The organism is Segatella hominis, assembly GCF_019249725.2.
In the GTDB taxonomy this organism is placed as follows: domain Bacteria; phylum Bacteroidota; class Bacteroidia; order Bacteroidales; family Bacteroidaceae; genus Prevotella.
In genome coordinates this window covers 1,779,811-1,793,268 of sequence record NZ_CP137559.1, presented here as the reverse complement: position 1 = coordinate 1,793,268, position 13,458 = coordinate 1,779,811, and the positions used below count along the sequence as shown (strand labels likewise).

At 36.2% G+C, this 13,458-nt stretch carries 10 protein-coding genes, 1 pseudogene and 1 CRISPR repeat array; all 11 genes and pseudogenes read right to left on the bottom strand.

Annotated features, from left to right (window positions below):
- Positions 1-385: 385 nt before the first annotated feature.
- Positions 386-2,433: direct repeats of the CRISPR family, unit length 30 nt; unit sequence ATTTCAATTCCATAAAGGTACGATTAAAAC.
- 214 nt (positions 2,434-2,647) lie between these two features.
- Positions 2,648-2,911, bottom strand: coding sequence for a CRISPR-associated endonuclease Cas2 (cas2, locus tag KUA50_RS07445; RefSeq protein ID WP_118119984.1), 264 nt, complete (start codon positions 2,909-2,911; stop codon positions 2,648-2,650).
- Between the two features lies 1 nt (position 2,912).
- Positions 2,913-3,929, bottom strand: coding sequence for a type I-B CRISPR-associated endonuclease Cas1b (gene cas1b, locus KUA50_RS07440; protein WP_218458039.1), 1,017 nt, complete (start codon positions 3,927-3,929; stop codon positions 2,913-2,915).
- Entirely contained in the window at positions 3,926-4,444 is a 519-nt protein-coding gene (gene cas4 / locus KUA50_RS07435) for a CRISPR-associated protein Cas4 (RefSeq protein ID WP_117693555.1), read from the bottom strand. The genes cas1b and cas4 overlap by 4 nt, the downstream gene beginning before the upstream one ends.
- A complete protein-coding gene (gene cas3 / locus KUA50_RS07430) occupies positions 4,441-6,702 on the bottom strand; it encodes a CRISPR-associated helicase Cas3' (RefSeq protein WP_218458038.1) in 2,262 nt (753 codons plus the stop codon). Before cas3 ends, cas4 begins: the two co-directional genes overlap by 4 nt.
- A complete protein-coding gene (gene cas5b, locus KUA50_RS07425; RefSeq protein WP_218458037.1) occupies positions 6,689-7,360 on the bottom strand; it encodes a type I-B CRISPR-associated protein Cas5b in 672 nt (223 codons plus the stop codon). Before cas5b ends, cas3 begins: the two co-directional genes overlap by 14 nt.
- A 1-nt stretch (position 7,361) precedes the next feature.
- Positions 7,362-8,417: a type I-B CRISPR-associated protein Cas7/Cst2/DevR gene (gene cas7i / locus KUA50_RS07420; RefSeq protein WP_256624364.1), complete on the bottom strand. Its 1,056-nt coding sequence runs from the start codon at positions 8,415-8,417 to the stop codon at positions 7,362-7,364.
- 13 nt (positions 8,418-8,430) lie between these two features.
- Positions 8,431-8,613, bottom strand: coding sequence for a hypothetical protein (locus KUA50_RS07415; RefSeq protein WP_218458036.1), 183 nt, complete (start codon positions 8,611-8,613; stop codon positions 8,431-8,433).
- Entirely contained in the window at positions 8,613-9,683 is a 1,071-nt protein-coding gene (locus tag KUA50_RS07410; protein ID WP_218458035.1) for a hypothetical protein, read from the bottom strand. The genes KUA50_RS07415 and KUA50_RS07410 overlap by 1 nt, the downstream gene beginning before the upstream one ends.
- Positions 9,684-9,806: 123 nt before the next feature.
- A complete protein-coding gene (gene cas6, locus KUA50_RS07405; RefSeq protein WP_218458034.1) occupies positions 9,807-10,586 on the bottom strand; it encodes a CRISPR-associated endoribonuclease Cas6 in 780 nt (259 codons plus the stop codon).
- Positions 10,576-11,532, bottom strand: a complete 957-nt coding sequence (locus KUA50_RS07400; protein WP_218458033.1) for a helix-turn-helix domain-containing protein — start codon at positions 11,530-11,532, stop codon at positions 10,576-10,578. The genes cas6 and KUA50_RS07400 overlap by 11 nt, the downstream gene beginning before the upstream one ends.
- A 422-nt stretch (positions 11,533-11,954) precedes the next feature.
- Positions 11,955-13,283 (bottom strand): annotated as a pseudogene (locus KUA50_RS07395) (AAA family ATPase); the annotation flags it as partial.
- Positions 13,284-13,458 lie beyond the last annotated feature (175 nt).

Here is a 13,458-nt window from a genome sequence, read left to right as displayed (position 1 = left end):
AAAGCGTGTTTACAAGGAGGCTTTAGTCTTCGTTTTGTAGCCACGCTTATTTACTCTTGTATGCAAGAAAAGCTATACCACCGAACGTTTGGAGTGGGTATTCAAGCATACCAAAGGGTAATCTACTGGAATTGAACCAATTATTAAAAGGGACTTTTAAGTAACTCATATAGTCATTTAGCCGGCATTGACGATTAACCTTGCTCCAACAAATCCTTGTCTGTCAGAAAATCTAAGAGTCCAACCGTCAACACTCGCGTCAAGCTAAGAATCACCTCCACAAATTCTTCTACAAGTTGCACCTCGTCCAAGACTATATAATAAGGTTTGCCATAAAGGTACGATTAAACTGGCGGACTTCTCCAAGGTAGCCATAACTAAGCAAATTTCAATTCCATAAAGGTACGATTAAAACGCTTCCTGAGTGTACGACATTCTTTCCTGATTCTATTTCAATTCCATAAAGGTACGATTAAAACTTACTAATGAGCATATACTTCCTGCACAAGCGGATAATTTCAATTCCATAAAGGTACGATTAAAACTCTCTTTTGTCTGCTGATATGGCGAAGCAACAGAGATTTCAATTCCATAAAGGTACGATTAAAACGTTTCCTCCAAGCCCTGCGTGGAGCAGATATCCCTATTTCAATTCCATAAAGGTACGATTAAAACTTGGCTCGACTTTAATTTAAGAGATCGAGTATTTGAATTTCAATTTCATAAAGGTACGATTAAAACTCGCCATCAAAGTTGTTAAGCCAGAGGGTAGTAGATTTCAATTCCATAAAGGTACGATTAAAACTCATCCGTGACACTCTCTTTCGGTAAAACCTCTCCAATTTCAATTCCATAAAGGTACGATTAAAACCAATCTACGAGCAATCTACGAGCCTATGCTCGCATATTTCAATTCCATAAAGGTACGATTAAAACATGTTTGGAAATTAAACCGTAACTATCCTCGTGAATTTCAATTCCATAAAGGTACGATTAAAACTGACTTGTCGCATTCTGATGTTTTTTCAGTTGCTCCATTTCAATTCCATAAAGGTACGATTAAAACGCAATAGATTTAGAATCTCAGTATAATTCTAAATATCATTTCAATTCCATAAAGGTACGATTAAAACGAAAGAAAACCGCCGGTAGGCAATATCCTTAAAAAATTTCAATTCCATAAAGGTACGATTAAAACTAATAAGACGGTTGCTGATGGTTTGAATATTCATAATTTCAATTCCATAAAGGTACGATTAAAACAGAAAATTCGTGCGATATATTCACGGAAGGTAATGGATTTCAATTCCATAAAGGTACGATTAAAACATATTTAAAGTTCAAAAGCGGCTTTTCTATATCAAATTTCAATTCCATAAAGGTACGATTAAAACTCACGTGAAATGTAAAGTCGGAAATAACAATTCAATTTCAATTCCATAAAGGTACGATTAAAACAACATAATCGCCTAAATACTTATTATAAATACGTACATTTCAATTCCATAAAGGTACGATTAAAACTTCTCGGTCTTGGAAGTTTCCTAAAAGAGATAAAACATTTCAATTCCATAAAGGTACGATTAAAACTCCACCATCGGTGTAGCGGTGTTCTTCTTGCCTCTTCATTTCAATTCCATAAAGGTACGATTAAAACTTATCGTTCGAGCACTCTCTAATAACGTCATGAAATTTCAATTCCATAAAGGTACGATTAAAACGCTACCACTGAGCAGGCGCCTACAGGTGATATTTAATTTCAATTCCATAAAGGTACGATTAAAACAAACTGATATGTAGCCCTACACAATCCCTACGCTATTTCAATTCCATAAAGGTACGATTAAAACAACCGTTGTGCGCCGTTGTACCGACTTCGGCAAAATTTCAATTCCATAAAGGTACGATTAAAACGATGAAGAAGGATGGAGTAATGCCTTCCAGTCTTCGCAATTTCAATTCCATAAAGGTACGATTAAAACTTTGATACCGCCTATATTCCACCATTCCTGCCAGATTTCAATTCCATAAAGGTACGATTAAAACACACCCACCAGCACGATAGCAAGATTATCCCTACAATTTCAATTCCATAAAGGTACGATTAAAACTCATTAGTTTCTTTTGTGCATGATTTGCGCGCAGATTTCAATTCCATAAAGGTACGATTAAAACGGTAAATGATACCTATCAGCTATATATTTGCGTTGATTTCAATTCCATAAAGGTACGATTAAAACACCCGGTGCCCCTGGCTATGCTGCTGCGGTCGGTATTTCAATTCCATAAAGGTACGATTAAAACTCCCGTCCGAACCATCGCCAGCGCTCGCCATCGACATTTCAATTCCATAAAGGTACGATTAAAACCCAAAGTACACTTTTTCGCCCTTCGCTACCATCTATTTCAATTCCATAAAGGTACGATTAAAACCCGTTAAGTCTAAGGCATACAAACCCCGAAGACTTTATAGGTTTGCGGGTGCAAAAATACAAAAAAATCTTCAGAAAAATGTCGATGCCTAAAGATATTTTTTCTGCGGCCTTACGACAACCTGCCTATTTATGGAGGTTTCAATAAGTCAAAGAACACTTTCGGAGGTTTTGCCGAACTCAAAACGGCAAAATAGAACCACATCGACAACTCTTTATAAGAAATTATCGGTAGTCATTCTTTCTTTTCCAAGAATCTGTTTGTTCATATTATACCCCATTTTATTGGTGAAAACAATGACACTATCCTCGGATTCATCAATGATAGCTTTCATCTTCATTTGCAATTCACGAAGTTTAGCTTCAGATAATTCTCCCTCCAAAACTGAGTTCTGAATCCAACACAAATACTGACGGCAAAGCTTCAACATTTTGCCAACTCGCTTCTCACCTACATCGTAAACTATAATCACATACATATCACCAATACATTTTAAAAGGTTTATATTCTTCTATTCCCAAAATATCTTTCAGTAGCTTATAGCATTCAAGTTTTATAAGATGCTTATAGCTTACATTGCGTCCCAAAGAACGATGACGGAATGTCTCGTCATATCGCTCTTCCATAGCTTTTACAAAAATCTTCTTTCCCTTTTCGTTCAAAAGACATTTGTTGAGTTTCTTATCAAAATGACTGGTGCTTAAAGCATGCTTATTGAGTACCTTGAAGATGACTCTATCCACGATAATAGGCTTGAAGATCTCGGATATATCAAGACATAGTGAAAAACGCCTTTCTCCTGGAGTATGCAGAAAGCTTATCGTTGGATTGAGCTGAGTTTGATGAACAGCCCGGAGAGTTTCAGTATAACACATCATGTTGCCAAAAGAAATGAGAGCATTTACCTCGTTCTCTGGCGGTTGCTTGGTTCTTGCCCCCATGTTGAAATCATCGAGAATAATATCGAATGCTGCATAATAAGCCTGTCTGATATTTCCCTCAATTCCCATTATCTCATCTACAGCCTTAGCATCTGGCAAAGTATTACTCAATCTCTTAATGGTATCGATAATATCCTGCAGGTCTTTTCCTCTACGATTATAATAGTTGAGGTTCATAACCATATTCCAAGCTGCTCCCTGAATGAATTTTCGAGCCAATTCAACTCTTTTCTTCTTGTTTTGGTACGCAGATGTTTGTGCCAACAACGCCTTGCCAGAAAGAAGACTTTCCCTTGGCATGAAGCTTCCGGTATAGTTCTCATAATAGTCGAAGAAGTGGACAGGAATACCTTTCTGTCCCAGAAAGTTGAACAAAGCGCTATTTGCCCGCAGACTTCCAAAGGCATACAGTTCCGCAACATCCTCAATAGGAATGTATCGAGGTTGCTGCTTGATTTCTTCATTATCTTCATTCACGATAACAGGCGTGAACTTCAGCGTATTATCTCTGCGTTCCATGATGCCTGGATTGAACAGATAGAAACTTCTTTTCATTCTTCTTCCTCCAACTCGTTTATATAACAAAAATCGAAATAACTACAATTCTTACAGATGCCTTTCTTAACTTTAGACGGGCAAACATCTTGAGAGATTATCTTAATAATGTCCTTAGATATAACCTGAATGTCATCTCTATCAACATCTGTCAAGATTACTTCTTTTGTCTTTCTCAAAAGAGGATATTCCAAGATGCCCTTCACGCCATCAATTCCATGTTGCTCGAAAACATACATGTAATATTTCAGTTGCCATTCATGAGCTTTATCCACCTTATTAGATTTCTTTATCTCGTGGATGACCTTGTTCTTGGCATCATAGTAATCTACTTTGATACCATCAATCTCCACTTCCTCATACTTTGATGTACGTTGTGGATAACTTGATTCATGCACCAGTTTTCCTTCATAGACCAAGTCTGATTCTTGTTCCATGTTGATACCATTGGCAAACAGCCATAGTTTGCGATGGCAAAGCTGGTAATAGTTGAAATGAGTACCTGTTACTATCATAAGTAATTATCCTCTTGAAAATACGAATTATTGTTATCTGTATTAAATTGTAGTCCTAATTCTGATGTATAAGGTATTCTTACAACAAGTTCCTTTTTATGTTCAATGCTATCCTTTACAGGATAAGCAAATGATTTCCATTCTGCTTGCCCACTATAAAAAAGTAATCTGAGACGATTTGTAGACACAGACACCAATAGCGACTCAGCCTTAACAAAAGCATAATCCAAAAGATATTGCTGGTATTCTTCCGACAATGAAATTGGTAATACTTTATATCCATCAAATTGTTTATAGTAATCCTCTTCTTTCTGTTCACTATATTCCAATGGAGCCATTTCTTCTGATATAAATTTTTCAAAAATTCGCTTAGTATCCTCATAATCAATTTTGTCTTCTTCTGCCCAGTCTGGATAAACATAGTCTATATATTTCTGCAAGATATCCTCTTTGATAACGCCATTATTATTTGCCACAATCATATCAAATGCATAAATGGTTCTAGCTATCACCTCTTTGTTTCTATAAATAAAGTGATCCTTCTCGCCAGACTCTCTAAATATGAAGCATGGGCAAATATCTTTCTTACATTTTCGGTTAATTCTACCGAAACGTTGAACAAGTGCATCTATTGGTGCTGGTGACGTAAAAAGCACATCGAAATCAATATCAAGGCTTACTTCTATTGCTTGTGTTCCAACCAACAATCGTATATCTGATTCTTTCAGCAAGAGTTCCTTATCGTTTCTATCTTTTGCACAAAAACGCCCATGAAGCAAGACCTTGTTTTCAGAATCCAATGATTGAAATACATATTGGGCATCGTCTACAGTATTACATACGACAAGTACTTTAAGCCCCTTATCTATGCATTCTTGCATGAAATAAATGTTATCTAACAACGTCCCCTCTTTAAACACTATCTTGTGACGTATAAGCCTCGCATAGAGTTCTTGATTTGCCACAACATTATAGCAAGAGGGTAAAACTTCAAACAACTCTTTTTTCATATATGTTGGCAATGTCGCAGTCATCACATGAACTCGAACATCCAACTGATTTACTGCAAAATGAAGTAGAACAATAAGTTGAGCAAATGTTCTTGCATCATAGGCATGAATCTCATCTATTATAAAATAAGCTCCACTCCATTCAACAAGTCCTTTTTCAAAGCCATTTAACCCATACAAATGTTTTAACATTTGAAATGGAGTCGTAACTTTAAATGGAGTCACCATTGTTTTGAAATTTTCTGCCATTTTCTTTATGTTAGAACAATCATATGAACTACTCGAAAATTTTGCATCAAGATATTGCAGTAATTTGCTATGCAACAAACCTACCTTGTCCTTCCCAATATCAAAGAAAAGCCGTTCATACATAGCATTGATAGAGGCGGTATAAGGTAAAATATAAAATACTCTTCCCATCCCCCTGCTATGTATCTGTTTCCGCAACCAATTCAGTGCCGCTTCAGTCTTACCTGTACCTGTAGGCGCTGTTAAAATAACATTACCCTCTTTATCACCAGCTAATTTCTGATGATCATAAAATGTAATTCTATCAAAGAAAGCAAAATCACTCGAATCAATACAGTTAATCTTTTGGATTCCTGCAGAGGCTAAATGATCACATTGTTTGAGTGCACCTACTAACAATATGTTTTCTATTGTTTGCTCATGCAGTAATCCTTTTGCGTTTCGGATGTAACTCTTTATAATTTTTTTTAGGTCTATTGGACAATGTGTCTTTTGCTCAATATCATATTGCTTCATCAAATTCCAAACAAAGGGAGAATTCAGCTTTTTACATTCGTCATTGTAATCCAATCCGTCATCTTCTAAGCACCATTCATCTTTTGTATAATTTTTATCAATAAAATCATACAAATCTTTCAAAGATTTATGATGTCCTAAAATAGCCAACAAACCTCCACTACCAAGAATATCTCTACTATCAGAATTTTGTGCAAAATACACAGAAAACATTTCATGACGCTGATGATACCATTCATTGTTCTTTCCCAAAAGATACTTTTGGAATTCAACATGTGATTTGCCTGTATCATGCAAAATGATTGCCGTTCTTAACGCTTTCCAAAATTCCATACCATAGCGCACAGTTATATCAGGAAGAGCTTCTTTTAATTGGCAACAAATATGTAAGCAATCATCTATATGTTGCTCCAGAGAAATCTTTGGTTCTGACTTAGCCAGAACCAAAGATTTCGCATTATTTATAATCTTATTCGTCTCCAAAATTCAATTTGTGAAAATAAATATCAATTTCTTTGTTATCAATCAAATCTGTATAAGCTGTTAATGATGTATCGAAATCATCAGCATCATAATTTATGACAGAGTATGGTTGGGTTCCAATATTCTCACGCGGCAACACATTCGTAAAGTATTGAGGTAAAGCTTGAATTGTTCCAGGAAGAAAATGCCCAATAAAAGGAACTATTTGTCCTCTTATTTTGGACGCATTTTTCTTCTCATGTAAATCTCGCTCTGATATAGAACAAATTGTTGCCAAATCATTGCTTCTACCAAGAAGAAGTTGAAAAAAAGGCTGTTTGAAATAATCCACTAGTTTTGTTTTCTTGAGATAAACAAATAGTCTACAACCATAAAGGAATTCTCTTCTTAAAACATTTGATTTGACTTCTTTCTTTGGCACTCCATCTTTTGATTCTATTTGATATATTGTTTCTAAATCTTCTGATTTAGACTGATAGTCAAAATAGTAACCAATTTCTTCGTTCTTAAAATTCAAATACTTTCCTGCACATGCATTAATCAATCCCAATACCGTACTCAGTGGTGGAACACATAAAGTTGGTTGATACCCTGATATAATATTAGGATATCTGAAACTTGCTGTCCACGATGTTATTTCTATACGATATATTCTCATGCTATCTTATTTGGAATTTTAATTGTTCGGAAAATTTATCTATTGCCGCATTTACTGGCAGATATTCGATTCTATCCTTATAATCATCTGCCAATTCTTTCAGTTCTTTATCATAATCATCAAAGAAACCGCTTCTGCGACCAATAAAAACTTTTCCTATAAAATTATCCTTGTATTCATTCAAAACTTCTCGCAAGCCTGTGACATTCAATAAAGCCTGTTCATCTCTCTCACCACGTGATATTGCGATATGCGAGAAGGGATGATTACCCGTATTCATAGAAGCCAAGACTATAAATTTAGGAGTTACGTCTCCCATATTATTTGTCTGCATTGCTCCACCAGAGATATTTTTTAATGATAGAACAGTATCGACGATTCGTTTCTGACGAACAGCTAATGGAAGACGAACTAACTTACCTGTACCAAATGGATCTATAATTTCAGATGCACCTTCTTTGATTGCTTTTTCCTTTAAGGTCTCTGAAATATTTTTGTATCCAGAGCGATTATAGTCAGAGAAAGTACCAACCATATCTACATCCAAAGAAAACATACCTTTCATGATTGCACTGTATTCTTGACGAGCATATGGAACAGAATCCCCATTCTGACGTGCCATACTTGACCAATTTGAAACAGGGCGAACAGAAGCAACAGAAATCAAAGCTGAATTTTTTAGTGGAGAGACACGTGTAACAGTTATGTTTCTTGTTTTTTTCTTACCCTTCTCTTCATACTCTTCAGTTGCAGCTCTCATATATCCAAAGATATCATCGTCTGGATATGTCAAAGGATCAGCAGTGGTAAATGCAATATTCTTATCTCTTATTACTGGTGACAACGTCCAGCCAACGTTCTTTTGCAAAGCTTCTCTCCACCAAAATCGCCAAGCCTGCCCTGAAACATAGACAAAATTAAGTCCATTCTTATATATAGACTTAGTCTTTACTGCATTGTCAAAATTTGACATAGTGTCCTTACCTGCATTGTTTAATGCTACTACATCTACATCCAATAGAACATAGCCTTGTACTTTTATATTTTCTTTCATCATAATTAAATAGTTTTTATAATTCTTTGTTATCTTCTATATTTACTTTCTTCTTTAATTTATGCAATCTTTCATAAATTGCTATCAATAAAACATCCCTCATTTCTTTCCAAGAATCGGAATCAGGAAAGAGATATTCAACATAATCTTTGACTGTAACTATAGCCTCTTCATGTTCTCCATCATAATTAGGCTTCACTATATCAAGATAAAACGTCTTAACAAGAATGAGTTCGTTACAGCATTTAGTTTCGTCATAGCCTTTCCAATATTTCTATCATCGTTATTGGCAATAATAAAGTCGGCCATTTGATTAATTTTTTCTATTGTTTCAACTTTCATTTTTCTTATTTTTATAGCGTAAATTTTTACAATATTAAAATCTAAAATTTCTTTTTTTGAATAAACTAACATTTCTGGAAGAATGGATTTTCCATTTATAAGATTTTTGTAAATCTTATTATCCCAGTATTTAAAGTCATTCTCTGTTACTTTTTTAACTTCTTTTCCTACTATCAAGTTATATTCACCATTTGAAATATACTTTCCGCCTTTTATATAATAATACTGCGAGACAAAATCGCGCCAATTATCACAATATTTGCTTTTCATTACAAATCTGTAGAAATGCCAAATTGGAAAAGGCAAAGAAATAATCTGCAAATCTGGAGAAGCTCCAAAATTAGTATAAAGATACATTCGTAAATCACATTGCATATGTTCCTCAAATTGTATAGTTTTATTCCTTAAAACCTCATCCACAAATCTAAATAAAGCAGTACTTGTTGATGCTGATTTCGATTTAAATACAGACTTAGAAATGTTGTTGTTAATCGCTTCCATATTTCGCCTACAAACTAACTCTGCAAAAAAAGCTGTTATTTCAGGATTACTGCAATTCAACAATGATATACGTCCTTGGAGTTGTTCACAAGCTAATGGTAAGAAAAAGCACCTTATGATAATTTCTTTAGATACCATTATTCCATTTTGAAAATCATGATGAAAGTTAACATATGTACCAGAACCTGTCAAAATAGAATTATTACGTCCAGCAACAAAAACATAACCATATCTTCCTGTTATACGACAAAAGCCTTGCTTGCCGTTTACATTATTAATAAGAGATTGGTAATATTTTAATGTTTCTATTTTTTCTTTTCCTTTAAAAGCTGTTTGGGTAATAGGGGAATTTAAAAAGAAAGCATGAACTTTACCTCCCCATTTATTCACATATATACTTGCAGCTTTCTCGATTAAATCCATCAAATTTGCATCAGGATAATAATGAGAAAACTCTTCTAAAGCATAGCCTCCAGCATCAACAAACGGATCCCCCGTGGGCTTAAAAAGCCATTCATAATCAATGTTTTTATATCTTGTTTCATAAGTCTATTCTTTCATTTTTATAAATCCAAATCCCTGTGAACATTGTTCTCCGACTCCTCCTTCATAAGCTATCTTCATCAATTCCAGAGGTGCTTTCATGCGGAAGGAGCAGAGATATCCACGTACTCTTGATTCGTATGGAGTACTGGCTTTTATTGTTACCAACTTTGACTTGACCTTTTTATCAATCAATTCAAATGAAAACTCCTTATCTTCCATATTTAATGGCTGACCATGAATGCTCTCATATCTTGCTTTCAATCCCTTTAATATGCCTTCAGCAAACATAGGATTGTCAGGAGACAAATATTGCGTTTTGTTATTTTCATGAAGCTTAACACAAATAGGAGACTGAGCTTGAAAAATCATTTCTTCTGATAATTGTGGCATTGGTATAGCCTCTACTCCAACAACATCGAAAGCAACTTGATATTTCTTATTGCCAATAGTAAAGCTTTGATGTGCAAATATACCTTGAATGAACTCTAAAGTACTTTTTTCCGGTATGAAACTAATGTACCATACTGCTCTTTCACCAATGATTTTCAAACACCCTGCTTCTGGCAAAGGTCTTACTTTCTCAAAGATGAAGGGTGAATAACAAAATAGCTTAAACCTCTTTCTTTCATGTAAGAGATAGCCATTTTCATGAAGCCATGATGAATATTGCGTATCAGCTTGCGCCAATATGCGATAAATGACTGCCGACTGCTCGTACTGATAATTAAAGGGCAGCAAGTCACCAAATTTTCTATTTATTTTTAATGTGATTTTAAACTTCATCTTTTTTGTATTTTATTATTGTTTCCACTCTTTTTTCTCTACCTATCGTTTCTGGATAAGCGTAATGTCCTAAGCCAGATTCCCAAGGATTATCTTCCAGATACTCAGCATACCACCATCGTTTGTATTCTGTTTCTATAATGCCAAAGTCACGAGCACTGAGAATCAAAGCACGAAGTGATAAACCATAGACATTCTTAAGATCTATCATTTCTTCCAAGGAAATATTCATCCTTTTTGCTCCTCCCATCTCTTCTATATATGTCTTCTTGGGGAAAATAAAGTAACCTGCAAACAAATCACAACGCTTCTCCAAAGATAATGAAGGATTGTCGGGAAATGTAAAGAGCAAATGAGCCAACTCATGCATGGCTGTATAACGAAGCTTTTCTACCGTAGTCTTGCTTGGTCTCATATCAAGTACGATCAGAGGGTATCTGTGATTTGCCCAGGTGCTTAATCCATAAACAAATTCTGGCAATTCTGCAGACATCACCTTGATTCCTTTTCTCTCTAATAACCGAAGAACACTTGCTATGGGACCGTCACCGCAACGCCATTTCTCTCGTAAAAGGTCTGCTGCCTGTATCGCATCCTCCAAAGTAGAGATCTTCGTCCCTAAAACGGGATTCTTAAAGGTGGAACTGAAACCTGCTTCATGCTCCTTCTCTAAATATTGCTCTGCCCAAAAAGAAAGTTTGGCTTCCAATGCCAACAGTTCTTTTTCAGACATTTTGCCATTGGCATTTGTTCGTAGCGTAGGCATATCTATGTCTATATTGGTTCCCCAAAAATATTTTTCACTGATGCGCAGGGCATTAGCCAAGGCCAACAATGCTGGTCTCTTTGGGCGCATGATGCCTCTTTCATACCGAGATATACTCTGCTTGGTGATGGCTCCGCCTGTTCGCTCTACCAGCTTATCCATGCTTAGTCTCATCATCATTCTTGCTTCATGTAATCGAATTGGAAATTGGTCTTTTGTCATTATGATTCTTTTTTTTGATGACAAAAATACAAATTATTTCTCAAAGTGTAACTTTTTGATAACGTTATTTAACTAAAAATATATAGATATTAGGTTCAGTTGCCATAAATCACCAAAACGTCTCTTGACGATGCATACTACGATCGGTCATTTGGTCAAAGTCATTTCTGGTCAAAATTATTCCCTGTATTCACCATCCATGGTCACAACGAGTTTTCCGCCAAAGCCTGTCCTTGCTTCGATGTGAAGAAGGAATATTCACAATATATTGAGAAAGGGAGTGGGGAATAAATAAACAAGGCGTACGTCCTCATTCAGAGGAGCGTACGCCTTGTGATTATTTCACTTCCTCGCAAACCACCATTTCCGTGCTTTTATACACTATGATAATCTTGTGTAGCTGCGTGGTGGTTTGCGAGGAGGAAATTGAACAGCTGCTTTCGCGCTACTTTATTTGGTATCACGAACTTGGTCTTTCCCTGATAATTTCCTGCGATGGTAACCATTCCGAAGTAGTAGAGCAGACTCACGAAATTATCCGGGTCGCCTATCTGCTCGGCAGGAAAGCCGGTCTTGAGCTCGCCAGCCACAAAGCCGTTTTCTACCAGTTGCTGGATGATAGAGGCATCGTGGGCAAACTCCTTGTCCTTGCGGATGAGCATACGGAGCTTGTTGTAATCCAGTCGGATGTTTTCCTCTATCATATTCTTAGGAAGTCTTCCTCGGTTTCTGATATAATTATCGATGAAATAGAGCACCATGTTGGAATTGTACATGGTGGTTTCGCCGTATGAATCCTTTGCAAAACAATAGTTATCGTACCATGGCTTCATCAGGTCTATCAATTCATCCACGGTGTAGTTGTGGAGATGGAGGGTTTCGGTATAGTAAGTGAGCATTTCGCGCACCTCTTCTTCCGTGAAGCCCGTCATCTCGTTGAACTCGTATGAAAGGGAATAGTTGGTGCCGATGTTGAAACCGCTGGTCAGATCATCCATGGTAATAGGACTGACGCCCGTTACGAAAACTCGCTCTAAGGTGGAATCGGTAGCCGACTTGATGGTGTCGAAGAACTTACGGAGATAACCCATGCCATGAGTTTCTGCCTGATAATTGTTGAGACAGTCTGGTTCTGCCAGGATAGTATTCGTGAAATGGTCGTACTCATCAATAAAGAGATACACTTTCTGTCCTGTCTTCTTACATTCCTTGCAAAGATAGTCCAACTGTTCTACTGCGCCATCCTTCCTGTTCATCTCTTCTTTGATGTTGGCAGGCAGATATTGTGCATACACATCGCAGAAGTAATTAAACTCTGTGTTGCAATGTGCATCGAGTCCCTTCTTGTAATTCTCAAGATTGGCATCCACCACGGCAAAGTTGAGCGAGATAATCAGATAGGTATTATGTTCAGGTGTAGGATTCTCGCCGATATACAATCCTCCAAACAGTTCCTCAAACCTGTCAGCCATATTGATGTCGTAATACTGTTTGAGCATGGAGAGGGTAAGGCTCTTGCCGAAACGACGAGGGCGGATATAGAAGAAATACATGTTGGATCTTTCTATTTCTTCTATAAAATCTGTCTTATCTACATAATAGCAGTCGTCTCTTCTCACGGTAACGAAGTTCATGATTCCGTAAGGGATGCGCTTGCGATAAATGTATTCGCGCTTGGCATTTTTCTTCTTTGTGATATTACTATCCATGAGCGATTCTCCTTATATATTTTTATTTTGTCGCAAAGTTAGTATAAATATTTGGAATAAGCAAATCATCTCGTTGTTTTTGTGTTTTTTAAAACTGCTATAATTTATGGCTGATTTCTTTTTCTTCATCATTTTGTAACAGCCGTGTCGTAAGTTAGAAATATATTCTTCGTAT